At 70.7% G+C, this 26,952-nt stretch carries 23 protein-coding genes and 1 tRNA gene; 12 read left to right on the forward strand and 12 right to left on the reverse strand.

What is annotated here, in order from left to right:
- Position 1 precedes the first annotated feature (1 nt).
- Positions 2–262: a hypothetical protein gene (locus R4I43_RS18500; RefSeq protein ID WP_324266887.1), complete on the reverse strand. Its 261-nt coding sequence runs from the start codon at positions 260–262 to the stop codon at positions 2–4.
- A gap of 153 nt (positions 263–415) precedes the next feature.
- Here R4I43_RS18500 and R4I43_RS18505 point away from each other — a divergent pair, with 153 nt between their 5' ends.
- Positions 416–2,950 carry a PEP/pyruvate-binding domain-containing protein gene (locus tag R4I43_RS18505; RefSeq protein ID WP_324266888.1) on the forward strand — a complete coding sequence of 845 codons (2,535 nt, stop codon included), beginning with the start codon at positions 416–418 and terminating at the stop codon, positions 2,948–2,950.
- Positions 2,951–3,145: 195 nt separating this feature from the next.
- On the opposite strand, the gene R4I43_RS18510 is transcribed toward R4I43_RS18505, so the two are convergent.
- From R4I43_RS18510 to R4I43_RS18520, 3 genes are all read right to left on the reverse strand, one after another.
- Positions 3,146–4,132, reverse strand: coding sequence for a hypothetical protein (locus R4I43_RS18510; protein WP_324266889.1), 987 nt, complete (start codon positions 4,130–4,132; stop codon positions 3,146–3,148).
- Between the two features lie 164 nt (positions 4,133–4,296).
- Positions 4,297–5,127, reverse strand: a complete 831-nt coding sequence (locus tag R4I43_RS18515; protein ID WP_324266890.1) for an SLATT domain-containing protein — start codon at positions 5,125–5,127, stop codon at positions 4,297–4,299.
- Between the two features lie 332 nt (positions 5,128–5,459).
- Positions 5,460–5,795, reverse strand: a complete 336-nt coding sequence (locus R4I43_RS18520) for a M23 family metallopeptidase (protein WP_324266891.1) — start codon at positions 5,793–5,795, stop codon at positions 5,460–5,462.
- Between the two features lie 111 nt (positions 5,796–5,906).
- Between R4I43_RS18520 and R4I43_RS18525 the strand changes: the two genes are divergently transcribed.
- The 4 genes from R4I43_RS18525 (at position 5,907) to R4I43_RS18540 (ending at position 10,327) form a co-directional block, all read left to right on the forward strand.
- Positions 5,907–6,305 carry a hypothetical protein gene (locus R4I43_RS18525; protein WP_324266892.1) on the forward strand — a complete coding sequence of 133 codons (399 nt, stop codon included), beginning with the start codon at positions 5,907–5,909 and terminating at the stop codon, positions 6,303–6,305.
- A 204-nt stretch (positions 6,306–6,509) separates the two neighbouring features.
- Positions 6,510–7,664, forward strand: coding sequence for a trans-sulfuration enzyme family protein (locus R4I43_RS18530; protein WP_324266893.1), 1,155 nt, complete (start codon positions 6,510–6,512; stop codon positions 7,662–7,664).
- Between the two features lie 72 nt (positions 7,665–7,736).
- Entirely contained in the window at positions 7,737–9,029 is a 1,293-nt protein-coding gene (locus R4I43_RS18535; protein ID WP_324266894.1) for a DUF1266 domain-containing protein, read from the forward strand.
- 182 nt (positions 9,030–9,211) lie between these two features.
- Entirely contained in the window at positions 9,212–10,327 is a 1,116-nt protein-coding gene (locus R4I43_RS18540) for a DUF2637 domain-containing protein (protein ID WP_324266895.1), read from the forward strand.
- Between the two features lie 9 nt (positions 10,328–10,336).
- Here R4I43_RS18540 and R4I43_RS18545 read toward each other — a convergent pair whose 3' ends face one another.
- The 3 genes from R4I43_RS18545 to R4I43_RS18555 are packed head-to-tail and all read right to left on the reverse strand — an operon-like array spanning position 10,337 to position 13,146.
- Positions 10,337–11,518 (reverse strand): NAD(P)/FAD-dependent oxidoreductase, encoded by a 1,182-nt coding sequence (locus R4I43_RS18545; RefSeq protein ID WP_324266896.1) that lies wholly within the window; start codon positions 11,516–11,518, stop codon positions 10,337–10,339.
- Positions 11,515–12,141: a TetR/AcrR family transcriptional regulator gene (locus tag R4I43_RS18550; RefSeq protein ID WP_324266897.1), complete on the reverse strand. Its 627-nt coding sequence runs from the start codon at positions 12,139–12,141 to the stop codon at positions 11,515–11,517. Before R4I43_RS18550 ends, R4I43_RS18545 begins: the two co-directional genes overlap by 4 nt.
- 27 nt (positions 12,142–12,168) lie before the next feature.
- On the reverse strand, positions 12,169–13,146 hold the full coding sequence (locus R4I43_RS18555) for a threo-3-hydroxy-L-aspartate ammonia-lyase (RefSeq protein WP_456115128.1): 978 nt from the start codon (positions 13,144–13,146) through the stop codon (positions 12,169–12,171).
- Positions 13,147–14,068: 922 nt separating this feature from the next.
- Between R4I43_RS18555 and R4I43_RS18560 the strand changes: the two genes are divergently transcribed.
- Complete coding sequence (locus R4I43_RS18560; RefSeq protein ID WP_324266898.1) at positions 14,069–14,443, forward strand: SdrD B-like domain-containing protein; 375 nt, start codon at positions 14,069–14,071, stop codon at positions 14,441–14,443.
- 64 nt (positions 14,444–14,507) lie between these two features.
- Here the strand turns inward: R4I43_RS18560 and R4I43_RS18565 are convergent, their stop codons facing one another.
- The 3 genes from R4I43_RS18565 to R4I43_RS18575 all read right to left on the reverse strand — a co-directional run bounded on the left by R4I43_RS18565 (position 14,508) and on the right by R4I43_RS18575 (position 15,889).
- Positions 14,508–15,146 carry a LysE family translocator gene (locus R4I43_RS18565; RefSeq protein WP_324266899.1) on the reverse strand — a complete coding sequence of 213 codons (639 nt, stop codon included), beginning with the start codon at positions 15,144–15,146 and terminating at the stop codon, positions 14,508–14,510.
- 157 nt (positions 15,147–15,303) lie between these two features.
- Entirely contained in the window at positions 15,304–15,519 is a 216-nt protein-coding gene (locus tag R4I43_RS18570) for a hypothetical protein (RefSeq protein ID WP_324266900.1), read from the reverse strand.
- Positions 15,520–15,815: 296 nt separating this feature from the next.
- Positions 15,816–15,889 (reverse strand) — tRNA-Thr (locus R4I43_RS18575).
- Positions 15,890–16,064: 175 nt separating this feature from the next.
- On the opposite strand from R4I43_RS18575, the gene R4I43_RS18580 reads away from it, so the two are divergent.
- The 6 genes from R4I43_RS18580 (at position 16,065) to R4I43_RS18605 (ending at position 22,820) form a co-directional block, all read left to right on the forward strand.
- Entirely contained in the window at positions 16,065–17,489 is a 1,425-nt protein-coding gene (locus R4I43_RS18580) for an FGGY-family carbohydrate kinase (RefSeq protein WP_324266901.1), read from the forward strand.
- Positions 17,486–18,382: a hypothetical protein gene (locus R4I43_RS18585; RefSeq protein WP_324266902.1), complete on the forward strand. Its 897-nt coding sequence runs from the start codon at positions 17,486–17,488 to the stop codon at positions 18,380–18,382. The genes R4I43_RS18580 and R4I43_RS18585 overlap by 4 nt, the downstream gene beginning before the upstream one ends.
- A 59-nt stretch (positions 18,383–18,441) precedes the next feature.
- Positions 18,442–19,818, forward strand: a complete 1,377-nt coding sequence (locus tag R4I43_RS18590) for a sugar porter family MFS transporter (RefSeq protein WP_324266903.1) — start codon at positions 18,442–18,444, stop codon at positions 19,816–19,818.
- Positions 19,815–20,402, forward strand: coding sequence for an AAA family ATPase (locus R4I43_RS18595; RefSeq protein ID WP_324266904.1), 588 nt, complete (start codon positions 19,815–19,817; stop codon positions 20,400–20,402). Before R4I43_RS18590 ends, R4I43_RS18595 begins: the two co-directional genes overlap by 4 nt.
- Positions 20,351–21,376: a LacI family DNA-binding transcriptional regulator gene (locus R4I43_RS18600; protein ID WP_324266905.1), complete on the forward strand. Its 1,026-nt coding sequence runs from the start codon at positions 20,351–20,353 to the stop codon at positions 21,374–21,376. Before R4I43_RS18595 ends, R4I43_RS18600 begins: the two co-directional genes overlap by 52 nt.
- Positions 21,377–21,452: 76 nt before the next feature.
- On the forward strand, positions 21,453–22,820 hold the full coding sequence (locus R4I43_RS18605) for a hypothetical protein (RefSeq protein WP_324266906.1): 1,368 nt from the start codon (positions 21,453–21,455) through the stop codon (positions 22,818–22,820).
- Between the two features lie 28 nt (positions 22,821–22,848).
- On the opposite strand, the gene R4I43_RS18610 is transcribed toward R4I43_RS18605, so the two are convergent.
- Both R4I43_RS18610 and topA read right to left on the reverse strand, forming a co-directional pair.
- A complete protein-coding gene (locus tag R4I43_RS18610) occupies positions 22,849–24,072 on the reverse strand; it encodes a DNA polymerase III subunit delta' (RefSeq protein ID WP_324266907.1) in 1,224 nt (407 codons plus the stop codon).
- Positions 24,073–24,136: 64 nt separating this feature from the next.
- A complete protein-coding gene (topA, locus tag R4I43_RS18615) occupies positions 24,137–26,923 on the reverse strand; it encodes a type I DNA topoisomerase (RefSeq protein WP_324266908.1) in 2,787 nt (928 codons plus the stop codon).
- Between the last annotated feature and the right edge of the window lie 29 nt (positions 26,924–26,952).

Raw genomic sequence — 26,952 nt, forward strand, 5'->3', positions numbered from 1 at the left:
CTCACCGGTACCGCATCTTCCCTGGTCGCGGGACTCTCCCCAGGGGTGAGCCATCGATCCTCCGGAGCACCACCATCGGCTCCGCCGACGCGTGTTTTCCACAGCCTTGGACGTAGGGCCGCCGCTTGGGCGGTTGGTAGAACCAGCCCATCTCGACCTTCGCCCGGGCCACCGACCGCCTGCGCACCAGGTGCCTCCGCAACCACCGCACCATCGCCACGACCGCGGCTCCCGCCGCCGCGGCCAGCATCAACCACGCCATCGCACTCCTTCCACCGGAGAAGGGATGCCCGGCCGCCGAGATCATGACGACCCCGCGGCCGGAGATCACCCTGATGGCCCCAAATTCAACGACCGTTGATTTCTGTTCCGCCCCGGAGTTACCGTCGAGCTGACGCACGAGGGGGTGGTCGCCGTGCCGGTTCTGCGACTGGAGAAGGTCAACGCCCGGATGGGCGAGGTGGTCGGCGGCAAGGCCGCGAACCTCGGCGAACTGCTCGCCGCCGGGTTCCGGGTGCCACCTGGCTTCGTGATCACCACCGACGCCTACGAGGACGTCTGCCGGGTCACCGACCTGCTCGACGGCCTCCCGAACTCGGCGCCCGAGATCCGCGAGCGGATCCGCACCACCGCCCTGCCGCCGGAGCTGATCACCGCGATCACCGCCGGCCACGAGGAGCTCGGCGCCGGTCCGGTGGCGGTGCGCTCGTCGGCGACGGCCGAGGACCTGCCGCACGCCAGCTTCGCCGGTCAGCAGGACACCTACCTCAACGTCGTCGGGCCCGAAGCACTGCTGGACGCGGTCCGCCGCTGCTGGGCCTCGCTGTGGACGGACCGCGCGGTGGCCTACCGCGAGGCGAACGGCGTCGAGCACTCCGCCGTGCGCTTGGCGGTCGTGGTGCAGCGGATGGTCGACGCGCGCACCGCCGGGGTGCTGTTCACCGCCAACCCGGTCACCGGCGACCGGTCGGAGTCCGTCATCGACGCCAACACCGGGCTCGGCGAGTCGGTGGTCTCCGGGTCCGTCACCCCGGACCACTTCGTGGTGTCCGGGAACCGCGTGACCGCGCGGCTCGGCGACAAGCCCACCAGCATCCGGTCCGCGGCGGCTGGGGGCGTCGAGACCGTCGCCCAGGACTCCGAGGTCGCCTCGATCGATGACGAGCAGGCCCGCGAGCTCGCCGAGCTCGGCCGCGACGTCGCCCGGCACTTCGGCGCACCGCAGGACGTCGAGTGGGCGATCGGGGCCGACGGCGTGTGGCTGACCCAGTCCCGGCCGATCACCACGCTGTTCCCGCTGCCCGCCGAGGCCGAAGCCGGGCTGCGGATGTACGTGTCGATCAACGTCGCGCAGGGCGTCTACCGGCCGCTCACGCCGATGGGCGTGGCGACGCTGGGCCTGCTGGCCTCCGGGGTGCTGCGCGAACTCGGGCTGCCAGCCCCGGGGGTTCGGCCGGAACCGTTCCGCTCGGCCGGCGGGTGGGTGTTCCTGGACATCACCAGGACCGCGCGGAACCGGATCGGCCGGGCCGTGGTGCCCCGGCTGATGGCGGCGGGCGAGGCGCGCACCGGCCGCGTCTACGAGTCCCTGCTGGCCGATCCCCGGTTCGCCCTGGAACCGGGTGTGCCGTGGCGGTTGTGGCGGGCCCTCGGCAGGTTCCTGGCGCGCAACCGGATTCCGCTGCTGCTGGCCGGGGTCCTGCGCGATCCCGCCCGCGCCCGCGACGAGGCGTTCCGCCGGGTCGAGGAGCTGCGCTCCGACCTGGCAGCACCGGAACCGGCGACGGCGCGGGAACGGCTGGAGACCGCCCGGCACGCGCTGCTGAGGGCGACCGCGCCGCGCATGGCCTGGGTGGCCCCGCGGATGATGCCGATCCTGCTGCTCGGCCGCCTGCTGCCGAAGCTCACCCGCGCGACCGAGTCCGAGATCCACGTCGTCCTGTCGGGGATCCCGCACAACGTGACCACCGAGATGGACCTGGAGCTGTGGTCGATCGCGCAGCACATCGGCCCCGACGTCGACGACCTCGCCGCGCGCTACCGGGACCGCTCGCTGCCCGCTGAAGTCCTCTGCGGACTGGACGAGTTCCTCCAGCGGCACGGGCATCGCACGGCCGCCGAGATCGACGTGGGCGTGCCGCGCTGGTCGGAAGATCCCGATCACGTGCTGGGTCTGGTGGAGAACTACGCGCGCACCGGCGGCGCCGGGCACGACGCGGCGCAGCGCTTCCGGGAGTGCGCGGACGAGGCCGAGGTGATGGCATCCGAGATCGTCTCCCGGCTGCCCAACCGCGTGCACGCCCGGATCGCGGCCTTCCTGCTCGACCGGGTGCGCGGCCTGGCCGGGCTGCGGGAACTGCCGAAGTACTGCGCGATCCTGGGAATCGCCTCAACCCGCAGGCATCTTCGCAGGATCGGTGACGAACTGTCCTCGTCCCGAAGGATTTCCGATCCTGCTGATGTGTTCTTCCTGGACTTCGACGAACTCTCAGACGTCATCGACGGGAACGATCATCGCGACCTGATCGCCGCGCGCCGGGAGACCCACAAGCGCGAACTCCGCCGCAAGCACCTGCCGAGGCTGCTGCTCTCCGACGGCACCGAGCCGGAAACCCAACTGGCGGTTGAGGAAACCGGCGACGGACTGCGCGGAACGTCGGCCTCGGCGGGCACGGTCACCGGGGTGGCTCGGGTCATCCGCGATCCGGTGGACGCCCACCTGAACCCGGGCGAGATCCTGGTCGCCCCCTCCACCGACCCGGGCTGGACCCCGTTGTTCCTCACCGCGTCCGGACTGGTCATGGAGATGGGCGGCCCCAACTCCCACGGCGCCACGGTCGCCCGCGAGTACGGGATCCCCGCGGTCGTGGGCGTCACCGACGCCACCACGCGGATCACCGACGGCCAGACCATCACCATCCACGGTTCCACCGGCACGGTCGAACTCTGAACGCTCCCGCGTCGGTGGTGCTCGACACGAAAGGGGCGGTGCGCGACGGGAAACGCGCACCGCCCCCTGGGTCACTTCCTCGCCGGGAGGGGCGGGGCGAGGTGTGAATGCTGTTGTGTCGGGGGCTGTTCACCCGGTTCGCCCGGCAGGAAGGGGATGCGCCGGTTCGTCGACGGGTGGGCCGGGCCGGGGATGTCAGTTGCCGAGCTGGGTGGCGCTGCCGAGCGGCCCGTGCGAAACCACGTCGTTGACCTTGTCCAGCGGAGAACCGGTCTTGCCGGTGAGGTTCTGCGCGTCGCTGACGACGGGGAGGCCACCTGCCACGTCGCTGACCGGGTCGCCGCTCTTGCCGGTGGGCAGCGGAGCGCCGCCGAGCTCGGTGTTGTTCTCCAGCACGTTGCTCGCGGTGTCGCCGACGATGTTGGTGGGCAGCTGGCCGGGCTTGGTCTGCGGGGCGCTCTGGGTGACCTGGTCCAGGGTGCCGGTGAGGGTGGTGGGCAGCGCGTCGGTCGCACCGGACTTGCCGACGGGCAGCGAGTCGGCCAGCGGCAGGCCACCGGCGATGTCGGTCACCGGGCCGAGCGCGTCGAGACCGGGCAGGCCGGGCAGACCGGTCTTGCCGGTGGGCAGCGCGGAGCCGACCGGCAGGCCACCGGCGACGTCGGACACCGGACCGAGCGCGTCCAGACCCGGCAGACCGCTCTTACCGGTGGGCAGCGTCGAGCCGACCGGAAGACCGCCGACGACGTCGGACACCGGACCGAGCGCGTCCAGACCCGGCAGACCGCTCTTGCCCGCGGGCAGCGTCGAGCCGGACGGCAGCGGGGCCTCGTCGATCGCGGAGGCCGGGTCGAGGCTGTGGGTGTGACCGGTGCTGGCGTCCTGCACCGCGTCGACGACCGGCTTGACCAGCCCGGCAGCGGGGGTGCCGCTGACGACCTGGCTGACCGGGTCTCCGGAGCGGCCGGTGAGATGTTTTTCGAGCGGGACCACGTCACCGACGGTCTTCTGCGCCGATGCGACGGTTCCCGCGGCGTGGAACACGGTGTTGGCCACGCCGTTGTCCGTGGGCAGCGATGCCGGCAGCTGCGGGGTCTCGGCAGCTGTGGCCGTGGTCGCGAAACCGACGGCGCCGGCGCCACCGACCAGTACGGCGGCCGCCGCGGTAAAGGTGCGCTTCATCGCAATGCTCCTCTCTGCACAGGCCGAGTCCTGTGCGCCCGGCGGAGATTACGGAAGAAACACTTGCCACTATTCAGCGATCACGTCGGGAGGAAATATCAACAACGCGTGATTGCCAAGCGCGAGCCCATCTTCACTATCGAGGGAATGCCCACCGATCTTGATTACTGCATGAGCCCGTCGTTGACTGCCGACGGCAACCGCCGGGCCCGTTCGGCGCGCAACGCCTCGACCGCTTCGGCGAATTCGGCGTAGGCCTCGCGCTCGGAGTCGAAACGGCGGTAGCGGCCCACCCGCAGTTCCACCGCCTCGTACTCGCGCTCCAGCGCGTCGGCGGTCTCCTGCCAGGAGGCGCTGCGGTCGCGGTGCTTGGCATAACCCGCGTACGCGGCGGAAACCGCCACCAGCAGGCTCAGTCCGATGGCGAACCAGCGGATCTCCGCGACGGAGGCCGCGGTCGCCGTGGCCGTGGCGGCGACGATCGACCCCCCGATGACGACGGTCTGCAGCGCGCTGTCCTTCCAGCGGTCGCTGCGCGCCTCGTGGCGGTAGCGCTCGATCAGCTCCGGCAGCTGCGCCCGGTAGCGCTTGTGCGCGTCGAGCAGGTCGCCGGTCCCCAGTTCGTCCAGCAGTTGTTCGCGGTGCGCACCTTCGAGCGCGCGCAGGTCGGTGTCCACCGCGCGAACCTTAAAGTGCTGCCGGTACACGAACACGGCTGCCACGCCCGCAGACGCGACGGTGACGAAGAACGTCACCGCTGCGGGCACCACCGAGGCCGATAACGCCAGCAGCGCGACTCCCACCGCCGCCAGCAGCAGGTTCCCCGGGACCGCCCACACGAGCAGCAGCCGCTGCACGATGCGCTCCCGGTAGAGCTCCTCGGAGCGCTGGGCGATCCGACGCTCCCAGTCCCCCTGATGGACGCTGTCCCCCTGCTGGCGGTCCTCGGCGAGCACCCCACCGCCGATGATTCCGGCCGTATCCACTCGCTCCATCACATGTCCTTCCAGCGCGTTAGTGCGATCGAAGTGTCTCCCGGAGTTCCACGACAATCGGCCAGGAGGGTGACTCTCGACTAGGCCTTTAGGTCCATCATCGACTGCGCCGAGTGATCACCGCTGGGCTCGAGTGCCGCGAAGCTCGCAATACCCGGCAGTGATAACAGTGAGTGGCGCGATGCCGGGGAGTGCTGGGCGGTTCCGGGGTCAGGACACTGTGGCAGCGCCGCCGGGATGCCGTTCAACCGGGTGGGCCGAACGGCATCCGGCGGCCCGCCGGTGCGCTGGAACGTGATGAGCAGTGCGAACGCCGTGCGCCGCACCAATTCCTAATGCTCGGGCCAATCGGTCAGCATCCGAGCCTCTCCGTAGAACGGGACCGGATCGACCGCCTCCCCCTCGATCTCGATCTGGAAGTGCAGGTGCGGACCGGTGGATTGGCCGCGATTGCCCATCGTGGCGATGAGATCACCGGCTTGCACCTTTCGGCCCACTTCGACCTGGGACGAATCGATGTGGCCGTAGGTGGAAACCGTGTCGTTGGCGTGCGCGATTCGGATCCACAGCCCGTACCCGCTGGCCGGGCCGGAATCGATGACGGTGCCCGCGGAGGCCGCCCGGATGGGCGTGCCCACGTCGTTGGCGATGTCGATGCCCTTGTGCATCTCGCCCCACCTCATCTCGAAACCGCTGCTGATCACGCCTCGGGTCGGCGCGAGCCACGGCGCGGGCCGGCGAGCTGGTGGTCCGGAATCGATCGGGGGGACGGCGGTGACGTGCGCAACGGGGTGCACCGCCGGGATATTCCGCTCGGGGTGGGCATCCTGCACAGCGACCGCTGCCGCAGCTGTTCCACCGGCGCAGAGCCCGGCGGTGAGCAGGAAACCGAGAACATCATTGATTACGGGTCTTTTTCGCAATGCCATTGTGCTTCACTCCTGGCGCCGCCGGCGCTTCGCGCGCCTCAGCTCGGTGAATTCCGGTGGCATACGCCGGTCGTATTTGTTCCGGCGTCGGGGCAGCCCGAAAAAGATTGGAGCGGAGCGCGCCCGGACATGCATTTCCGCATTGACCTGAACTGCTCTCAACTTGTGTTCATCGGCATTGGCGGGGTGGGCCGGGAATCCACCACAAGAATCGTTCCGAACACCCAGAGTCCACTTTGGTCGTCATGAGCGGTGAAGGGCGCGCGGCCGGTTCCGCTCGGTCCGGGGAGGGGCCACGGAGGGTGCATGGGAGTGAAGGAGTTTCCGGTTCAGCACCCCGAAGCCAGTACCACCCGACCGAGAGTCACCCGATCAGGTCAAAACACATGCCCTTCCCGGCGCGTCGGCGCGTTCCTAGGCTGACGATCAGGTCGAGCACCGGGAGGGGCCAGGATGGACGAGGACCGGATCGAGACGCGGGCGGTGCACGGCGGCGAGCGCCGCCCGGGCCCCGAGGGATCGGTGGTGTACCCGATCTACCAGGGCACGGTGTACTCGGTGCCGAGCGGAACCGACTACCACGACCTGCGCTACATCCGGCTGAACTCGACTCCGTCGCAGTCCTACCTGCACGACAAGCTCGCCGCGCTGGAGGGCGCGGAAGCCGGGCTGGCCACCGCCTCCGGGATGGCCGCCATCTCCACCGCGCTGCACAGCGTGCTGCGCAGCGGCGACCACCTGCTGGTGGGCGACCACCTCTACGGCGGCACGCACGACTTCCTGACCCACCACGCCGCCGACTTCGGCTGGAGCTACACCTTCATCGACCCGCACCGCCCGGACACCTGGGAGGCCGCGCGCACCCCGCAGACCAAGGCGGTGCTCGTGGAGACCATCACCAACCCCCTGGTCAGGGTCGGCATGCTGCCCGAGGTCGCTGAGTTCTCGCGGGCCAACGGGCTGATCAGCCTGATCGACAACACCTTCGCCACGCCGGTGAACTTCCGCCCGGTGACCGCCGGTTTCGACCTGGTGCTGCACAGCGCGACGAAGTACCTCAACGGCCACTCCGACATCGTGGCCGGGGCGATCGTCGGCCACGCCGAGCACGTCGAGCGGGCCCGCACCACCGCCAACCACTTCGGTGGCAGCCTCGACCCGCACGCGGGGTTCCTGCTGGCCCGGGGCCTGAAGACGCTGGCGCTGCGGGTGCGCGCGCAGAACGAGAACGCACTGCGGCTGGCCGAATTCCTCGCCGGGCGACCCGAGATCGACCAGGTCAACCACCCAGGACTGGCCTCCCACCCCGACCACGAGCGGGCCTCGGCCTTGTTCGACGGTTTCGGCGGGATGCTCAGCATCCGCCCGACCGGTGGCGTCGCGGCGGCGCAGAAGCTCATCGACGCGCTGCGGCTGCCGTTCGACGCGCCCAGCCTCGGCGGGGTGGAATCGCTGATCACCCGCCCTGCCGCGACCTCCCACGCGGGCATGAGCCCGCAGGACCGGCTCGCCCTCGGCGTCACCGACGACCTCGTCCGCATCAGCGTCGGGGTCGAGAGCCCGGAGGACCTCATCGGGGACTTCGACCAAGCCGTCGCGGCGCTGTGAGCGGGACGGGCGCCTTGGCAAGTTGTCGCAGATGGCGGCTTCGTCCTGGGGGTGCTCGGTAAGTTCGCCGGTGTGATTCCTCCGCTCGGCGGGGCTTCTGGCCCGTACTACACCGTGGGTGAGGTCGACGACCACGACGAGGTCGTCCCGATCATCCCCAGGGACCAACCGTTCGTTCCGCCGACCGCAGTCGAAAGAGAGCTTTGCGCAGCAGCAGTCGACGAAGACCCCTGGACCTACCTGTGCGTGCTGGCCGCCGTCGGCGCCTACCACCCGGTGGCGCTGGTGCACGCGCACGGCAATCCCGCGAAGCGGCAGATGGTGACCTCCGCGCTGGGAGACGGCCGGATCGCGACCTTCGTCTACACGCAGGACATGCTGCCGCGCCCGCACCCCTACCTGGTCTACGAGTTCGCCTCGATCCGCACCCTGGCGGACATCGTCCCCGACGAGGTCGAGGTGCTGGCGGTCAACGCGAACACGCCGTGCGAGCTGTACCTGGAGGTCACCGACGAGGAGCGGGAACGCTGGCTGGACGCCTACGACCGCTGCGGCACAACGGGTTTCGGCGGCAACCGGCTGGTGACGCGGATGAGCCGGGGTGCGGAACCGACCGAGCTGCTGCACGGTCTGGCCTGCGGGGCGCACCTGTGCTTCCTCAACGGCGACGCGTGGAACAACCTCGACTGGCACGGGCTCGGCTACAGCGGCGAGGTGGAGCGGCTGGCCGACGGCTGGGGCGTGAAGGTGCGCCAGGACTGGATCACCCTGCAGAACCGGCTGCTCAACTGCGATGTCAGCACCTCGGACTGGGATTTCGTGCTGGGCGCGCGGAACTTCCTGGCCAGCACCGAGAGACCGCAGGTGGATCCGCAGCGGTGGCGGGAGTGCGTGGACACCACGATCCGCAACAACATCGCGGCGAACGTGCCGGGCGCGTCGGCCGAACGCGGCGGGAGTCCGGAGGTGGACTCCTACGCGGACTTCCTGTGCGGGCTCGTCGGCAAGATCATCCGCTACGAGGCCCGGTTCCGCGCCGACGAGCTGCTGCCGCCGGACGGCCACGTGCGCACGGTCGCGGCGTGGGACCTGGGGCGGGCGTCGAAGGTGGCCCGCTGGGGCCGGGGAGCCCGCTACGCGACCCAGGCGGAGATGTACGAGGCGCTGGACCTGGTCGGGCAGGAGGCGCGGTCCCGCTACGGGTCGTGGGCGGAGTTCTCCGTCGGTTACATCCTGGGCCGCTGCCTGCACTTCGACGACGAGGCGTTCGGCCCGACCTACACCGACGTGCTGGAAGCCCACCGCGCTCTGCTCACCGACGCAGGCAGCCCCTGGCGCACGGTCCCCTTCCACCTGCCGGAGTGAGCGCGGATCACGCCGGTTCTTCCGGTTCTCCCGCGCCGTGGCCCTGAGCTGGGAGCTTCGCCGATGTGGCGAGAAGTCGACAAGATCGATGCCAACCCAACCTGCCGAGGATGTCACCTGATCGGGTGGTGTTTGTCTAGGATCAGCGGGTCCCGCGATGACCCGGCTGCATTGGATCGACGTTGAGCGAGCAACCGAGCACGAGATCCGGCCACGGGCTCTGGCTGTCCCGAGCCGCCCTGGGGTTCGTCGCCCTCGCCGCACTCATGGGCTGGGGCGCCAGCTTCGTCGGCCTGCACGCGTACGGCCAGGACCAGATGGTCGGCTTCAGCTACTGGACCGCGTGGCTGATCCCGGCGACCTTCGACGGCGCGGCCTTCGGCGCCACGCTGATCACCTACCGCGCGTCGATCTACGGCCGCAGCGCCGTGCGCGGCCGACTGCTGATGTGGATCTTCACCGCGATCTCGTCGTGGATCAACTGGATCCACCAGCTCACGCCGGAAGCCCGCATCGTCGCCGCCGGCCTGCCGGTCGCGGCCGTCGCGGTCTTCGACGTCGTGCTCGCCGAGCTGCGCGCCGACTTCGAGGAACGCCACGGCAAGCGGCGCCTGCGGCTGCGCCCGGGACTGCTCGTGCTGCGCTGGCTGGTCGACCGCGAGGGCACCGCGGGCGCCTTCCGTCGCCAGGTCACCGACATCCCGGTCTCGGAGATCGCCGGTCTCGGCGTGCAGGACGAGGCCCGCACCGCGATCGCACCCGCCGCCGCAGCGCCGAAACCGCAACCCGCGCCAGAACCGGTGGAGCGCACCAACGGCGCACCTCAGCCGCATCGGCCGACGCAGGAACTCCCGAAGCAGGCCGCGGAGAAACAGGCCACGGAGGAGCGGGCCGGGGAAGAGCCCGCCGCCGAACGGGAAACCGTCGTCGTCCAGGAGACCCCCGCAGCGCCGGTCGAACGCGAAACCCACCCGCCCGAACCGGAAACCAGCGCCGACGAACCCGCGTACGACGAAAACCTCCCGGATGAAACGACTTCCGAGGACGACCGGCCGAACCCGTCCGAGCAGACCCTCACGCTGCCGCCCGTTCCTGCGGACCCGCTCAGCGACGAGGACAAGCGGACCTTCGCCCGCCGCGACTACCGGCTCTCGCTGGAGATCGGCGAACCGATCACCGGCGCCCAGCTGGGCCACCGCTACGGCTTCTCCGAGCGCTGGGGCCGCCGCCAGATCGCCGCGGTCCGGGTCGAGATGGACCAGGAGGAGGAGTCCCGGCACCTGGTGGCCGCCAACTGACCTGCCAGGTCAGCGGGTGAGGGACTCCACCAGCGCCTTCCGGTGCTGCCGGGTCTGCTTGGGCAGGTTCCATCCGAGCACGCCGACGGGACGGCCGTCGCGGTGGTGCAGCTGCACGAAACGCCGCTCGGCCCGGTCGCCTTCGACCACGGCCACCTCGTCGTCGGGCGAAAGAACGCCGTGCACGTGGATCTTCGCGTCGAACTGGTCGGTCCAGAAGTACGGGACCGGGCGGTAGGCGCGGTCGCCGCCGAGGATGTTGTCGGCGACGGCCATCGCCTGCTCGCCGGCGTTGGTCCGGTTCTCCAGGCGGATCAGGCCGTACTCCGGATGTTCCCAGCGCGCCACGTCACCGACCGCGTAGATCCCCTCAGCGGCGCGGCAGCGGGAGTCGCACACCAGCCCGCGCTCGACCTTCAGCCCGCTGCCCTCCAGCCAGTCGGTCACCGGATCGGCCCCGATCGCGACCACGACGACGTCGGCGGGGAGCACCTCACCGGTGGCCAACCGGACCCCGCTGACCGCGCCCGCGTCGCCGACGAACCCGTCGACAGCGGTCCCGAGGCGGAGTCGCACGCCCTCACCGGCGTGCAGTCCGCCCAGCGCAGCAGCGGCTTCCGGGCCGAGCTGGGCGGCCATCGGCGCGGCGAGCGGGCCGGTCAGCGTCACGTCGAGCCCCATGCCGCGCGCGGTCGCGGCGATCTCGCTGCCGAGCACGCCCTCCCCGACCACGACCAGCCGCTCGGCCGCGAGCAGATCGGCGCGCAACGCGACGCTGTCGTCGAGGGTGCGCAGCACGTGCACCCCGGACAGCCCGTCCTGACCGGGCAGCCGGCGCGGACGAACGCCCGTGGCCACGACGATCGCGCCCGCCCGCAGCTCGCGCCCGGACGCGGTCCGCACGGTGCGCTCGGCCGCGTCCAGACCGACCGCCGGATCGCCGAGCAGCAGCTCCACGTCCAGCTTCGCCAGCGCTTCCGCGCTGCGGAGAGCCGTCCGCTCGGCCTCCCACCGCCCGGACAGCACCTGCTTGGACAGCGGCGGGCGGTCGTAGGGCGGGTGGGTTTCGGCACCGAGCACCGTCAGGTCGCCGTCGAAACCCTTGCGCCGCAAGGCGTCCGCCGTGGTCAACCCGGCTGCTGCGGCGCCCACGACCAGCACTGAGCTCACGTTCTCGGTCTCCCGGTTCATCCGGTGACCGGCGCCAGCCACAGACCGGTGAGCGCGTCGATCACGTTCTCCGCGGTTTCTTCCCAGGTCAGACGGGCTGCCCCCTCGGCGAGGGCGCGTTCCTGCTCGGCCATCATGTGCACCAGCACGTGCCGGGTCATGTCGTTGCGGACGATCTTGGCCCGCAGCGGGAGGTCCGGCAGGCAGTCGTTGAGGCCGTCCATGACCCGCATCAGCGTCGGACCGGACAGGGCTTCGGACACCACGAGCTCGCGCAGCGACGGGTCGCTCATCAGCTGCGCGGTGAAGCGCGCGAGCGTCGAATCGCGCAGCGAGGCGTGGTGTTCGACGGAGGGCAGCACCAGGCACGTCAGCCAGTCGCGCACCTCGCGGGAGTCGCCGCACTCCGCCACCAGCTGCTCCCGGCGGACCTCGACCGGCTCGGCATGCCTGCGCACGATGGCGCGCAGCAGGTCGGACTTGGTCCCGAAGTGGTAGCCGACGGCGGCGTTGTTGCCCTGACCTGCGGCTTCGCTGATCTGCCTGTTGGACACGGCGAAGACGCCCTGCTCGGCGAAGAGCCGCTCGGCTACGTCGAGGATGCGCTCCTTGGTGGCGTTGGCCCGGGAGGTCGCGGCATTCATGGGAGCCACCTTAAGTCACGTGACTGATTATTGGCCAGCCAGCAGGTTCGCGTATCGCACCAGGTCGACGTTGCCGCCGCTGATGATCACGCCGACCCGCTTGCCCTCGATCTCGCCCCCGGCGTTGCGGGCGGCGGCGAGCCCGAGGCATCCGGTGGGTTCGACGACGATCTTCAGGTAGGTCGCGAACAGCCGCATCGCCTCGACCAGCTGGTCGTCGCTCGCGGTCCGGATGCCGTCCACGGCCTGCCGGATGATCTCGAAGGTGTGCACGCCCAGGTGCTGCGTCTGCGCCCCGTCGGCGATGGTGCGGGGCGTGTCGATGTGCACGATCTCGCCGCTGCGCAACGACCGCAGCCCGTCGTCGCCGGCTTCCGGCTCGACCCCGAGCAGCAGGCAGCCGGGAGACAGGGCCCTGGTGGCCAAGGCCGTCCCGGACAGCAGACCGCCTCCGCCGAGCGGCACGAACAGCGCGTCGAGCTCGCCGACGTCCTCGAAGAGCTCCTTGGCAGCGGTGCCCTGCCCGGCGATCACGTCCGGGTGGTCGTAGGGCGGGATCAAGGTGAGCCCCTGCTCGGCGGCCAGCGCCTCCCCGATCTCCTCGCGGTCCTCGGCGTAGCGGTCGTACCGCACGATGTTCCCGCCATAACCGCTGGTGGCAGCCACCTTCGCGGCCGGAGCGTCGTGCGGCATCACGATCGTCGCCGGCACCTCGAGCAGCTGGCAGGCCAACGCGATCGCCTGCGCGTGGTTCCCGGAGGAGTAGGTGACGACGCCCCGCCGCCGCTGCTCCTCGGACAGCTCCGACACGGCGTTGAAGGCACCCCGGAACTTGAAAGCCCCCATCCGCTGGAAGTTCTCGGCCTTGAAGAAGACCTCAGCCCCCACGACCTCGTCCACCAACCGGGACCGGAGCACGGGCGTCCGGTGCCCCACCCCCTCCAACCGCCGCGAAGCGGCCACGACATCCCCGAACCCCACCATCCCGACCTCCGCAACCGTCACCCGCGAGCTCTCCCGGTCACCGGGCAGTCCTGGTGAAAATTGACCGGGCTAAGAGGACATCGACCACGGGCAATTCTGGCAAGAACCACCCTCTGGCGACACCACCTCGAGAGAACCGGGAGAAAGCGATGGGTCACGTGCTTCACGACGCTGCGTTCAGCCGCTGAACCTGTCGTCCTTCACCGCCTCGATGAACACCGACCACTGCTGTTGATCAGCGACGAAGCAGCCCGCCCGATCCTTGGTGTCACGAACAGCGGCGACCGAGCGTCCTTCTGACGGGCAGACTTCCACGAGATGGTCAAGGTCTCCCGAGCGGAATGACCCACCTCCCGCGACGAACGAAGAACGCCCCGGCGCCGCCCCAGGCGCAGGGACGTTCCCGATTACGGCCTTGATCGGGAACCTGATTACGCCGGTATTCGGGTCCCCGATTACGGCGGTAATCCGGGTGCTCAACGGAACACCGCCGTAATCCGGGTGCGCTCTGCGTGACGGCGAGGAAGCCGATCTCAGCGAGGAGGCCTGGTTCTTCCCGGCTTGCGCCGAGTGCGACCAGCACGCGCACGAGATCGCGGCTGTTCCCATGCCCGGCGGGGTTCACCCGCGCTGACCGATCGCGACATCGCGGTGCGGATGCGAGGGGTGATCAGGTCGTTCGAGATCGCGCTGCCCGGCGGGTGGTACTCGGCCGAGGACTACGAACGCCTCGCGCCGTACCTCGACAACACGGCACGCGCGATGCGCGCCCGCAGCGGGAGGACTCGTTGGTCGACGGAGAGGTGTCGTAGAAATCGCCGCTCGCGGGAACAACCTTCGGTGGGGTTGTTGCGTCTTGTGGACGAAGACCGGCGCAGGCGGCGGTTTTCGCTGGGGATCACGCCTGGGCGGCGCTCACCGCCGTCCTGTTGAGGAGGATTGCATGGCACGAGCAGTTCTGGCCGCACTGGTCGCGGCACCGTTGCTGGCCGCGGTCGGCGGGCTGCCCGCATCGGCCGCCGAGCCGAGCTCGGTGTCCGGGACCGTGTTCCACGACCTCAACGGCGATCGCCAGCAGCAGCCGGACGAGCCCGGCGCGGAGGGCTTCCGGGTGTGGGTCAACCCGACCTCCGACGACACGGGCTACGAGGCGTTCACCGACGCGAGCGGGCACTACCACATCGGCGGCATCACCTCGCCCGGCAAGTTCTCGGTCCAGCTCGACGGCGCCGGGCACGAGCACACCACCCCGTGGGCCGTCGGCGGCTCGTTCGGCGAAGGCGGCGTCAACGCCGTCCAGTACTTCGGCATCAAGTAACCGCAAGTCCAGCAGAAGACCGCAGGTCACTGGGGGTGATCTGCGGTCTTCTGCCGCTTCCGGCTCAGCTGGGGCGGCTGGTGGCCATCCGGACGGCGAAGAAGCCCAACAGGGTGCCGGAGGCGAAGCGCTGCGCGCGCAGCACGCGGGGATGCCGGGCGAGGTATCCGGCGAGTGCGGCGGCCGTGAGCACGATGAGGCCGTTGACGGTCACGGCGACGACGATCTGCGCGAGGCCGAGCTGGAGGAACTGCCACCACGTCGCACCCAGCGCGGGGTCGATGAACTGCGGGATCAGCGCGGTGTACAGGAGCGCGATCTTGGGGTTCAGGAGGTTCGTCAGCAGTCCCGTGCCGAACAGCCGAGCGGCCGAATGCGGCACCAGGTCGCGCAGTTCGAACGGTGAAGCTCCACCGGGACGCAGGATCTGCCACGCCATCCACGCGAGGTAGGCCGCACCCAGCAACTTCACCACGTGGTACGCCTCCGGCACGGCCACGAACAGGGCCGACAGGCCGGCAGCGGCGGCGACCAGGTAGACGAGGAACCCGATCCCCACCCCGGCCAGCGACACGAGCCCGGCGCGCCGCCCCTGCGAGGTCGCTCGCGAGGCGAGGTAGACCATGTTGGGCCCAGGAGTCAGCACCATGCCCAACTCCACCAGCACGACACCGAGCAACGAAGCGAGCGGCACGAATTCCACGCGCCGAACCTACCGGAGGCTCCGGCGAGCCCAGCGCGAGAAGACGAACACCGGAGCCGCCTGGCGGAATCGACCTGCAACGAGCAAGCGCTCGACAAGCAAACTCCTCCAACTCCCGCGTGATCTCGGCAGCTGCCCGAGTGCTACCTTCAACTGTTCAGCCCGCTCTGGCACCATGCGCGAACGTGTCCCGGCCAGCCGGAGCCTGGAGGTGATGCGGATGCACCGGACCCATCCGGGAACGCCGACGATTCAGGTCGCTGACCTGTTCGACGCCATCGAAACTGTTCACAACGCTCGGAAGCAGTTCGTCGAGAACGACGACCATGCCGCGGCCGGCATCGCCGAGCAGGTGTTGAACCAGCTGCTCCACGAGCTTGACTCCCGACTCGGGCTAAGACTGCCGGGGACTCGATAGACACTCCACAACCACCGCACCCGAGCTTGCTCTTGCGCAGTACAGGTTTCCGTCGTCCCGTCCGGCTCAATGATGGTCGCTTCGAACAGGTCCTCACCGGTGGTCGAATCCACGCCGACGCGGGGTCGTAACCGGCTCCGGTGATGCTTTGGACACCGCAGCAGGGATTCAGACCTGATCAGCAGCGGGAAGACACGACCGAGAAATGAAAGACCCCAGTTCACGCGGGGTGAACTGGGGTCTTCCTGCCGAGCCGCCTGAGGGAATCGAACCCTCGACCTACGCATTACGAGTGCGTCGCTCTGGCCGACTGAGCTAAGGCGGCAGTGCGCGGACAAGTGTAGCTGGCCTGATCCGGAGCTCACCGGGACCCCCCGCCTCGCGCGTTGACATCGATGTCGGAACTGTATCGAAAAAGCTTTGACATCGATGACGTAGGACGGGTTCAGTGGCGTCCGTGAGCGGCTGAGCAGCCGCGCTACCAGCGAGGGAGGTGCCGGGTGGGCTTCGCGACGACCGAGGCGGTCGTGGGCGTCGACGTGGGAAGCACCGAGATCAAGGCGCTCGTCGCCGATCTGGGTGGTGTGACGTTGAGCGTCCAACGGACGGCCACCGGATGGCACCGGGGCGCCGACGGACGCAGCGAGCTGACCGCCGACGTGCTCCTGCGACGCGTGCTGTCCGCGCTGTCCGACGCCGTTCGGGTGGCCGAGGAATCCGCGCGCCGGCTGAGGGTCGTCGGCGTCGCCGTGACCGGCATGGCCGAGTCCGGCGTGCTGGTCGACCGCGGCGGCGACCCGCTGCACCCGATCATCGCGTGGTTCGACCAGCGCGGCGGCGAGGAGCTGGTGCTGCTCCCCGACGAGCTCTCCGGCTCGTTCAGCAGGCACACCGGCCTCCCGCTGAGCCCGCTGTGCTCCTTCGCGAAGCTGAACTGGCTCCCCTCCCACGGGATTTCGCCGCCGGAAGCGGACACGTGGCTCAACGTCCCGGAACTGGTCGCCGCGAGGCTGGGCGGCGACGCCGTCACCGAGCCGTCGCTGGCGTCCCGGACCGGGCTGCTCGACCAGAGCACCCTCGCCCCCTGGGCGCCCGCGTTCGAGCACCTCGGACTGCGCACCTCGGCGCTCCCGCCGATGGCGACCGCAGGCACCCCGATCGGCCGGGTCGACCACCCCGACGTCCCGGACGCGGTGCGGGGAGCCGCGCTCACCGTCGCCGGGCACGACCACCCGGTCGCGTCGGTGGCCAGCGGCGTCTGGCACGGCGAGCACCTCTTCGACTCCTGCGGCACCTCCGAGGCGCTGCTGCGGGTGGTGTCCGCCCCGCTGCGCGACGACCAGCGCGAACGGCTCACCGACCACGGCGTCGCCCAGGGCGCGCACGTGCTGCCGGACCGCTGGATCCTGCTCGGCGGCACCCGGGGAGGGCTGCTGCTGGACCGGGTCCTCGCGCTGGTCGGCTGCCAGGACCAGCGGGCGCGGGCCGAGCTCGACGAGCAGGCCGCAGCAGGTGCCGGACCGACCGGCTCGGTCGTGATCAGCGGTGCGCACGCGCGGAGCGACCAGGTCACCGTCCAGCTCGTCGGAACCGACGTGGCACCGCTGGCGGCGTGGTCGGCGGCCCTGGACCACGCCATGTCCGAGACCGACGCGGTCATCGCGCTGATGTCCGCCGAAGCGGGTCCGCACGAGCACGTCACCGCCGCCGGTGGCTGGACCCGGATGCGCAGCTTCCGCGCCGCCAAGCAGCGCAGCCTGCCCGCCGTCGAGTACGCCCGCGTCGACCAGCCCAGCGCCTACGGCGCCGCCATCTTCGCCACCCAGGCCGCCCGCCGCGCGGCCGGGGACACCGGCGTGTCCGCAGTGGACATCGCCCGCGAATTCACCGGAAGCACCCTCGCAACGACAGGAGCCGAGCTGTGACACTGGCCGACATCGCCCGCCCCGACGGCACTTTCGCCATCGTGGCCCTCGACCAGCGCAACACCCTGCGCCGCATGTTCACCGCCGCCGACCAGCACGTCGACGACGACGTGCTGCGGACCTTCAAGGGGGACGTCATCGGTGGGCTCTCGCCGAGCGCCAGCGGACTGCTCGTCGACCCCGACTTCGGCGTTCCCGCCGCGATCGCCGACGGCAACCTCGCGCCCGGTGCGGGGCTGGCGGTGGCCGCCGAGCCACCCGAGCGCGGCAAGTTCGGCGACGAGCCGCTCACCCGCCGGGAACCCGCGCAGAACGCGGAGTGGGTGCGCGACATGGGCGGCCACGCGGTGAAGTTCCTCGTCCAGCTGCGCGCCGATCGCGACCGCACGCTCGGCGGGCGGGACGTGTCGGCGGAGGCGTTGGACGCCACCGCGCAAGTCGTCGCCGACTGCCGGGCGGACGGGGTTCCCTCCGTCATCGAGAACCTGATCTACCGGCTGCCCGGCGAAGCCGAGCTGTCCCCGCAGGCCCGCGCCGACGCGATCGTCGAGGCCGCTCGCGCGCTCAACGACCTCAAGCCCGACCTGCTGAAGCTGGAGTACCCGGGCTCGGCCGAGGCGTGCCGCCGGATCGCCGAGGCGGTCACCGTCCCGTGGGTGGTGCTCTCGGCCGGTGTCGGGTTCGAGGAGTTCCAGGACGTGCTGCGCATCTCCTGCGACGAAGGCGGTGCTTCCGGGTTCATCGCCGGCCGCGCGTTCTGGAAGGACGCCGTCGCGCTGGACCCGGCCGAGCGGCGCCCCTTCCTCGCCGACACCGCCCGGCGCCGGTTGGACGCCTGCGCGTCCGAGATCGACGGCAAGGCCACGCCGTGGACCTCGATCGCCACCGACTGATCCACCCTTCAACCAGAGGAACTTCACCGGCAACGAAGCCGGAGGAATGAGGTCCGACCGTGGTCACCGCACCGGTCACCCCCACCACGTCCACCACCGCGAGACGAGCGGTCGCCGGAGCGACGGCGGTCGCCGCGCTCGGCGGCCTGCTGTTCGGCTACGACACGGGTGTCATCTCCGCCGCGCTGCTCTACATCGCCCCGGCGTTCCAGCTCTCCGAGCTGTGGCAGCAGGTCGTGGTGGCCTCGCTGCTCGTCGGCGCGATCGTCGGCGTCGCGGCCGGCGGTGTCATCGCCGACAGCCTCGGCCGCCGCCGGACGCTGTCGATCACCAGCCTGGTCTTCACGGTCGGCGCGGTGATCTCGGCGGTGGCGCCGGACCTGCCGACGCTGCTGGGCTCGCGGTTGCTGTTGGGCTTCGCGATCGGCACCGCCTCGCTGTCGGTGCCCGCCTACATCGCCGAGATCGCGCCACCGGAGAGCCGGGGCAGGCTGGTGTCGATCAACCAGATCATGATCAGCTCCGGCATCCTGCTGTCCTACCTGGCCGGGTTCCTGCTGGCCGAGGCCGCGGCCTGGCGGTGGATGCTGGGGCTGGCCGCGGTGCCGTCGCTGCTGATGTTCGTCGGGTTGCTGAGCCTGCCGGAGAGCCCGCGCTGGCTGGTGTCCCGAGGACGACTGGACGAAGCGCGCGCCGTGCTGCGCAAGGTGGTCGGCGCCGACCGCGTCGACGCCGAGCTCCACGCGCTGTCCTCGGCGGTGACGGCCGAGCGCAACGTCACCTACCGCGACGTGCTGCGGCCTTCGCTGCGCCCGGCGATCTACCTCGGCATCGGGGTGGCGGCGGTGAACCAGCTGGTCGGCGTCAACGCGATCACCTACTACGCGCCGACGCTGCTGACCAAGGCCGGTTTCGGCGAGTCCGCGGCGATCCTGTCTTCGGTGGGGATCGGCATCGCCAACGTCGGGTTCACACTGGTCGGCCTGCTGCTGATCGACCGGGTCGGCCGCCGCCCGCTGCTGCTGGTCGGCCTCAGCGGCGTGGTCGTGTCGCTGGTCGCCATCGGACTGCTCTACGCCGTGACCGACCTCAGCGGCGTCTGGGCGGTGGCGCTGGTGGCGTTCCTGATCATCTACGAGGCGATGTTCTCGGCCAGCATCGGCCTGGCCATGTGGCTGATCAACAGCGAGATCTTCCCGACGGCGCTGCGGGGCAAGGCCGGCAGCTTCGGCATGTTCACCCACTGGGGCCTGAACCTGATCATCTCGCTGACCGTGCTGACCGCCTTCGAGGCGTTCACCCCCAGCGGCCTGTTCTGGCTCTACGCGGCCTTCGGCCTGATCGGCTTCTTCTACCTGAAGAAGTACCTGCCGGAGACCCGCAACCGCACGCTGGAAGAGGTCGAGCAGATGCTGCGGTCGAGGGCGCGCGGGTGAAACCGCTCGCGCTGCTCGTCTCCGGCGCGCCGGCCAGCGGCAAGACCACGCTGGGCGCAGCGGCGGCCGAGCACTGCTCGGCCGCCCTGCTCGACCTCGACGTGCTCACCGGGCCGATGGTCGAGCGGCTCGGCGTGGCCTTGGACGACCCGTGCGTGCGGGAAGCCCGCTACGCGGCCCTGCTCGACACCGCGCTGGACACGGTGCGGATCGGCACCTCGGCGGTGCTCGTGGCGCCGTTCACCGCCGAGCGCACCGACCTGCGGCTGTGGTCGGCCACCGCCGACCGGATCCGCGCCGCGGGCGCCGACCCGGTGCTGGTGTGGGTGGACTGCCCGCCCGAGCTGATCTTGGAGCGGATGCGCGGACGGGCCGCTCCGCGCGACTCCGGCACCCTGGCCGACCCGGCGAAACTGCTGGCAGCGCGACCGATCGAGCCGATCGGACCGCACGTTAGAGTCGATGCGACACGTCCGGTCGCCGCACAGCTCGCCGCGCTCGACCGGCACTTGCGAAGCGGAAGGGAGCAGGCGTGCGCGCAGGCAACGTCACGCTCTACGACGTGGCCGCCGCGGCCGGAGTGAGCCCGAAGACCGTTTCCCGGGTGATCAACGGGGCCGCCGGGGTCTCTGCGGCCACCCGCGAACAGGTGCAGGCGACGATCGACGAGCTCAACTACCGCCCGAACTTCCACGCGCGCTCGCTGCGCGTCGGACGGGACGAGGCGATCGGCGTGGTGCTGGAGTCGTTGTCCGACCCGTTCTTCGCGACGATGGCCAGCGTCATCGAGGAGCAAGCCCTGGAACGCGGCCACGTCGTGCTGGCCTCCAGCGTGGGCGGCGACCCCGAGCGCGAGCACAAGCTGGTGCAGAACCTGCTGCAGCGGCAGGTTTCCGGGCTGATCATGGTGCCGGTGAGCCGGGACCAGAGCTACCTGCGGGCGGCCGCCGGGCAGACGCCGGTGGTGTTCGTCGACCGGCCCGCCCGTTCCGCCGACGGGCTCGGCACGACCGTGCTCGGCGACGACTTCGGCGCCGCCGCAGCGGCCACCGAGCACCTGCTCCACTCCGGTCACACCGAGATCGCGCTGATCGGCGACCGCCCCGACGTCTACACCACCGCCGAGCGGATCCGCGGCTACCGCAGCGCCCTGGCCGAATCCCGGGTCGGGGTGCGCGAAGACCTCATCAAGACCGGCGTTTCCAGCGCGGCGGAGGCGCGCCGAGCGCTGGACGAGCTGCTCCGCTCCGAACGGCCGCCGACCGCCGTGTTCTCCTCCAACGCGCGCTGCTCGCTCGGAGTCGTGCCCGCGCTGCACGCGCGCGGACGCCCCGACATCGCGTTCGTCAGCTTCGGCGACTTCCCGATGGCCGACTCGCTCTACCCGGCCGTGACCGTCGTCGACCAGGATCCCGCAGCGGTCGCGCGCACCGCGACCCAGGAGCTGTTCAAGCAGCTCGACGGAGCACCGGCGGCGGAAGCACCGCTGTCCCTCCCGCTGCGGCTGGTCGCCCGCGGCTCCGGGGAGATCCCGCTCGCCGCGGTCACCCGGCCGTAGTCACGGCGTCACCAGAAGTCGGTGTGATCGTTGATACACCTGCCGAGGCAGTGACGCCTATCACGGAGGATGTGGGATGCGCGCGTTTCGCCGGCTCTGCGCCTGCACGGCGGCGGCCTTCGCGATCGCCGGGATGTCGATGCCCGCGGCGACGGCCCAGAGCTCCTACCCCACGACGCCGACGCCGCAACCCGTCGACCCCGGTCAGCCGCCGGGACGCGTCCCGGAGAACATCTCGCGGCCGGTCGTCGCCGACGCCGGGACGTTGCTCGGGATCGTGCGCGTGCTGCCCGCGACCGTGCCCGGCGACTCGTTCTTCAACGACCCCGAGTTCGAGAGCAAGCTGCCCAAGCAGTCCGTGCTGGAAGCCGGCATGGGACGAGCCGTCGCGCAGGTGAACTCCGAGGCCTACTTCGCGCACGAGCGCTCCATCGCCGAGGCCTCGCCGTTCGGCGTCGCGATCATGGGCAGGATGCCGCAGATCCCCGGTGGGCTCGCGCAGGACGCGCTCGCCGACCACGAGTCGCCGACCACCAGCTCCCTGGCGCCACCGGCCTCCCCCGCCGACCAGCTGGTCAAGCTCAGCGGGTTGAACGGCGGCGTGCACGCGCGGTGGAACGAGCAGACCGGGCCGTGCGGCGTGGCGCCGCTGTCCGACGCGCACTACACGATGGGCAACGGCTCGGCGATCAACCAGCTGCCCGGTCTCGGCGGATCGCTGGTGGACGTGCCCACGCTCGCCGAAGCGCACTCCCACGTGCGGCTCGGCGACGTCCCCGGGCAGGCGGGCAAGGCCGTCGTGTCGACATCGGAACTGCAGATCTCGCAGGTGAAGCTGTTCAGCGGCACGCCGCAGGAGGTCTCGATCGAGGTCGTCGGGCGCCCGGAGCTGGTGGCCACCGCGACCGGTGACCCCGCCACCTCCGGCGTCGACTACACCGCACCCGTGGTGCGGATCAGCCAGGGCGGCAAGGAGATCGCCGCGCTCGACGCCGCGAACCCCACCGCGGACGTGCCGATCCCCGCGCTTCCCGGGCTGGACCAGCGCGTCCTGGACCTCGGGGTGCTGCGGATCGGTGTCGGCGAGCTCAAGGAGGAGTCGCAGGGCAACGAGATCCGCGGGACCGCGCGGCTGTTCGACCTCAAGCTGCTCGACGGCACCAAGCTCGGACTGCCCGCGTCGTTGACGCAGATCTCGTTCGGCGAGCAGGTCGCGCGGGCTGCCGCGCCCGCGGGCGGCGTCAACTGCGAGCCGCCCACCGCCGGGGCGGTCGGTGACGGCTCGGAGGCCACGCCCGCCGGCCACTACCAGGGGCGCACCGAACCGCTGGCGCTGACCAGCGGAAGCTACTTCGCGGTCCCGATCTTCTGGACCGGCGCGGGCCTGCTGCTCCTCGGTTCCGTCCTCGTCGCCGCCTTCCCCCGCCGGAACGCGAAGCACTGACCGGGCGGCGGAGGTTCGGCGGAACCTCTCACCCCGTGAAGAGGGTGGCGAGCATGGCCTCGGCGGCGATGAGCGGTTTGACGTTCTGGGTCAGGGCCGTGCGGCATTCGAGGACCGCTTCCAGGCGGCGCAGCGTGGACTCCGAAGTCCACTCGGCGGCCGCCTTCTGCGAGGAGCGGGCGAAGTCCGGGTGGTTGAGCGCCGATCGGGAACCGGTGCGGGTGACCAGGACGTCCCGGTAGAAGCCGGCGAGATCGACCAGCGCCAGGTCCAGGGCGTCGCGCTGGGAGCGCGTGGCCCGGGACTTCTGCCGCTTCTCCAGCTCCTTGAGCGCGGCGTTGGCGCCCCGGGTGGCCGACGCCGTGCCCTTGCCCGTGCCACCGGCGCCCATCGCGGTCTTGAGCTCTTCGCGCTCGGTCTCGTTGCGTTCCTCGTTGGCCGTGACCGCCTCGGTCTCGGCCAGCTTGACCAGGCCCGATGCTGCGGTGAACACGTCGGCGAAGCGCTGCAGGCCGAGCGGGATCCGCAGCACCGACTCGCGGCGCTCGCGGGCCTGCTCGTCGGTCGCCAGCCGCCGGGCGCGGCCGATGTGCCCGCCGCAGACGTCCGCCGCCCACTCCGCGAGCTGCGGCTCGATGCCGTCGCGCTCGCGCAGCACCTCGGCGATCGCGTCCGACAGCGGCGTGCGCAGCTGCACCACCCGGCAGCGCGAGCGGATCGTGACCGACACGTCCTCCGGGTGGTCCGACGGCGCGCACAGCAGGAACACCGTGCGCGGAGGCGGTTCCTCGACGGCCTTGAGCAGCGCGTTCGCCGCGCCCTCGGTGAGCCGGTCGGAGTCCTCGATGAGCACCACGCGCCACTGGCCGGTGCTCGGCCGCCGCGCGGCGGCCTGCACCAGCGCGCGCATCTCCGCCACCGAGATCGACAGGCCCTCCGGCACCACGAGCTTCACGTCCGCGTGGGTGCCGTGCAGCACCGTGCGGCAGGCGGTGCACCGACCGCAGCCCAGAACACCGGGGTCCTCGCACTCCAGGGCCGCCGCGAAGGCGCGAGCCGCGATCGAGCGGCCGGAACCGGGCGGTCCGGTGAACAGCCACGCGTGGGTCATCGCGCCGGGCGGCACCGGCTCGCCGCGGACCTGCGCGCGCGCCGCCTCGGCCGCCGCGTGCAACGTGCGAACCGCGTCCGGCTGGCCGACGACCTCCGCCCACACCCCGGTCGCGGGTACCTCCGGAGCGCCGGTGCGCATCGCGTCAACTCCCTCGTGCCGAGCTATCGGGTCACGACTCTACGATGCCGCACCGACGCGGCCGTCAGGACTTCGAGGTGGTCGACTTCGACGACGCGGTCTTCTTGGCCGCCGTCTTGGTGCCGGTCGACTTCGAGCCCGTGGACTTCGACGCGGTGGTCTTCTTCGCCGCGGTGGACTTCGAGGCCGGGCTCTTCGAGGTCGACTTCGAGGTCGTCGACTTCTTCGCGGGCGCCTTCTTCTTCGCCGGCGCCTTGGCCCGCCGCTCCGCCAGCAGCTCCACCGCGCGGTCCATCGACAGCTCCTCCACCGTGTCGCCCTTGCGCAGCGACGCGTTGGTCTCGCCGTCGGTGACGTACGGGCCGAAGCGGCCGTCCTTGATCACCAGAGCCTTGCCGGTGTCCGGAGCCTCACCGAGCTCGCGCAGCGGCGCCGCGGCTGCCCGGCGGCCCCGCTGCTTGGGCTGCGCGTAGATCTTGAGCGCCTCGTCGAGGGTGATCGAGAAGATCTGCTCCTCGGTCTCCAGCGACCGCGAGTCCGTGCCCTTCTTCAGGTACGGGCCGTAGCGGCCGTTCTGCGCGGTGATCTCGTTGCCCGACTCCGGGTCGGTGCCCACCACGCGCGGCAGCGACAGCAGCTTCAACGCGTCCTCGAGGGTCACCGTGTCCAGCGACATCGACTTGAGCAGGCTGCCGGTGCGCGGCTTGGACTTGTCGCCCTCCGGGAGCACCTCGGTCACGTACGGGCCGAAGCGGCCCTCCTTGGCGACGACCTCGTGCCCGCTCTCCGGGTCGCTGCCCAGGCTGCGCCCCTCCATCGGGGTGGCGAACAGCTTCTCGGCGATCTCCACCGTCAGCTCGTCCGGCGGCAGGTCGTCGGGCAGGTTCGCCCGCTGCGCCGTCTCGTCCTCCAGCGTGCGCTCCAGGTAGGGCCCGTAGCGGCCGACGCGGACGTAGATGGTGCGCCCGGCGTCGTCGTCGAACATCGGGATCGAGTTGATCGCCCGCGGGTCGATCTCCTCGACCGACGAGCCGACCAGCTTCTTGAGCCCACCGGCGCGGCCGATCGAGTCCTCCGGACCCACCTCTCCGCCGAAGTAGAAGCCCGACAGCCAGCGGGTGCGCTCCTCGCGCCCCTCGGCGATGCCGTCCAGCTCGTCCTCCAGGGCTGCGGTGAAGTCGTAGTCCACCAACCGGCCGAAGTGCTGCTCCATCAGCCCGACCACGGCGAAGGCGATCCACGACGGGACCAGGGCGGAGCCCTTCTTCCACACGTAGCCGCGCTCCTGCACGGTGCTGATGATCGACGCGTAGGTCGACGGCCGGCCGATGCCCAGCTCTTCCAGCGTCTTGACCAGGCTCGCTTCGGTGAACCGCGGCGGCGGGTTGGTGGTGTGCCCGTCGGGCTCCAGCTCCGGGGCCGTGACCTGCTGGTCCTGGGTGAGCTGCGGCAGCCGCGACTCGGCGTCGTCGGCGATACCGCCGGCCTCGGAGTCCACGGCCTCGACGTAGGCCTTGAGGAAACCGGGGAAGGTGATGGTGCGGCCGGACGCGGCGAAGGTGCACTCCTCACCGCTGGTGGCGGTGCCGGTGATGCGCACCGACAGCGTGGTGCCCTTCGCGTCGGCCATCTGGGAGGCGATGGTGCGCTGCCAGATCAGCTCGTAGAGCTTGAAGCCGTCGACGTCGTTGGACAGCTCGTTGGCCACCTCGCCGGGGGTGCGGAAGCTCTCGCCCGCCGGGCGGATCGCCTCGTGCGCCTCCTGCGCGTTCTTGACCTTGCGGTTGTACTGCCGCGGCTGCGGCGAGAGGTACTGCTCGCCGTAGAGGTCGCGGGCCTGGTTGCGAGACGCCGCGATCGCCGTCTCGGACAGCGTCGTGGAGTCGGTTCGCATGTAGGTGATGTAACCGTTCTCGTACAGCCGCTGCGCCGTGCGCATCGTGCGGTCCGCCGAGAAGCGCAGCTTGCGGCTGGCCTCCTGCTGCAGCGTGGAGGTCATGAACGGCGCGTACGGCTTCCGCGTGTACGGCTTCTCCTCGACGCTGGAGACGCGCAGCTGGGCGTCGGTCAGCGCCTCGGCGAGCTGCCGGGCCTCGGCCTCGGTGAGCACCTTGGTGTCGGAGTTCTTCAGCCGGCCGTCCGGGCCGAAGTCGCGGCCGGTGGCGAGCTTGGCGCCGTCCACCGTGACCAGGCGGGCGCCGAAGCGGCGCGGCGAGGCGTCCGGGCCGGCGTCCATCGTCGCGGCGATGTCCCAGTACTCGGCGGAGACGAAGCGGATGCGCTCGCGCTCGCGCTCGACGACGACGCGGGTCGCCACGGACTGCACGCGGCCCGCCGAGAGCTTCGGCATGACCTTCTTCCACAGCACCGGGCTGACCTCGTAGCCGTAGAGGCGGTCCAGGATGCGGCGGGTCTCCTGGGCGTCGACGAGGTCCTGGTCGAGGTCGCGCGGGTTGGCGGCGGCGGCCTGGATGGCCGACTCGGTGATCTCGTGGAAGACCATCCGGCGCACCGGGACCTTGGGCTTGAGGGTCTCCAGCAGGTGCCAGGCGATGGCCTCGCCTTCGCGGTCACCATCCGTGGCGAGGTAGAGCTCGTCGACCTGCTTGAGGGCGTCCTTGAGCTCGGTGACCGTCGACTTCTTGTCGGCGCTCACCAGGTACAGCGGCTCGAAGTCATTCTCGACGTCGACACCCAGTCGCGCCCACGCCTGGCCCTTGTACTTCTCGGGCACGTCCTTGGCGTTGCGCGGCAGATCGCGGATGTGCCCACGCGAGGACTCCACGATGAAGTTAGAGCCGAGGTAGGAGGCGATCTTCTTGGCCTTCGCCGGTGACTCGACGATCACCAAGCGCCGGGTAGCGGAGCCGTTCCCGTTGG

The organism is Saccharopolyspora mangrovi, assembly GCF_035320975.1.
In the GTDB taxonomy this organism is placed as follows: Bacteria; Actinomycetota; Actinomycetes; order Mycobacteriales; family Pseudonocardiaceae; genus Saccharopolyspora; species Saccharopolyspora mangrovi.

Coding starts and splice junctions, on each gene's coding strand:
- R4I43_RS18500 (WP_324266887.1), bottom strand. CDS start 262: ATGGCGTGGTTGATGCTGGCCGCGGCGGCGGGAGCCGCGGTCGTGGCG.
- R4I43_RS18510 (WP_324266889.1), bottom strand. CDS start 4,132: ATGAAGCGCACCTTTACCGCGGCGGCCGCCGTACTGGTCGGTGGCGCC.
- R4I43_RS18515 (WP_324266890.1), bottom strand. CDS start 5,127: ATGGAGCGAGTGGATACGGCCGGAATCATCGGCGGTGGGGTGCTCGCC.
- R4I43_RS18520 (WP_324266891.1), bottom strand. CDS start 5,795: ATGCACAAGGGCATCGACATCGCCAACGACGTGGGCACGCCCATCCGG.
- R4I43_RS18530 (WP_324266893.1), top strand. CDS start 6,510: ATGGACGAGGACCGGATCGAGACGCGGGCGGTGCACGGCGGCGAGCGC.
- R4I43_RS18545 (WP_324266896.1), bottom strand. CDS start 11,518: ATGAACCGGGAGACCGAGAACGTGAGCTCAGTGCTGGTCGTGGGCGCC.
- R4I43_RS18550 (WP_324266897.1), bottom strand. CDS start 12,141: ATGAATGCCGCGACCTCCCGGGCCAACGCCACCAAGGAGCGCATCCTC.
- R4I43_RS18560 (WP_324266898.1), top strand. CDS start 14,069: ATGGCACGAGCAGTTCTGGCCGCACTGGTCGCGGCACCGTTGCTGGCC.
- R4I43_RS18605 (WP_324266906.1), top strand. CDS start 21,453: ATGCGCGCGTTTCGCCGGCTCTGCGCCTGCACGGCGGCGGCCTTCGCG.
- R4I43_RS18610 (WP_324266907.1), bottom strand. CDS start 24,072: ATGCGCACCGGCGCTCCGGAGGTACCCGCGACCGGGGTGTGGGCGGAG.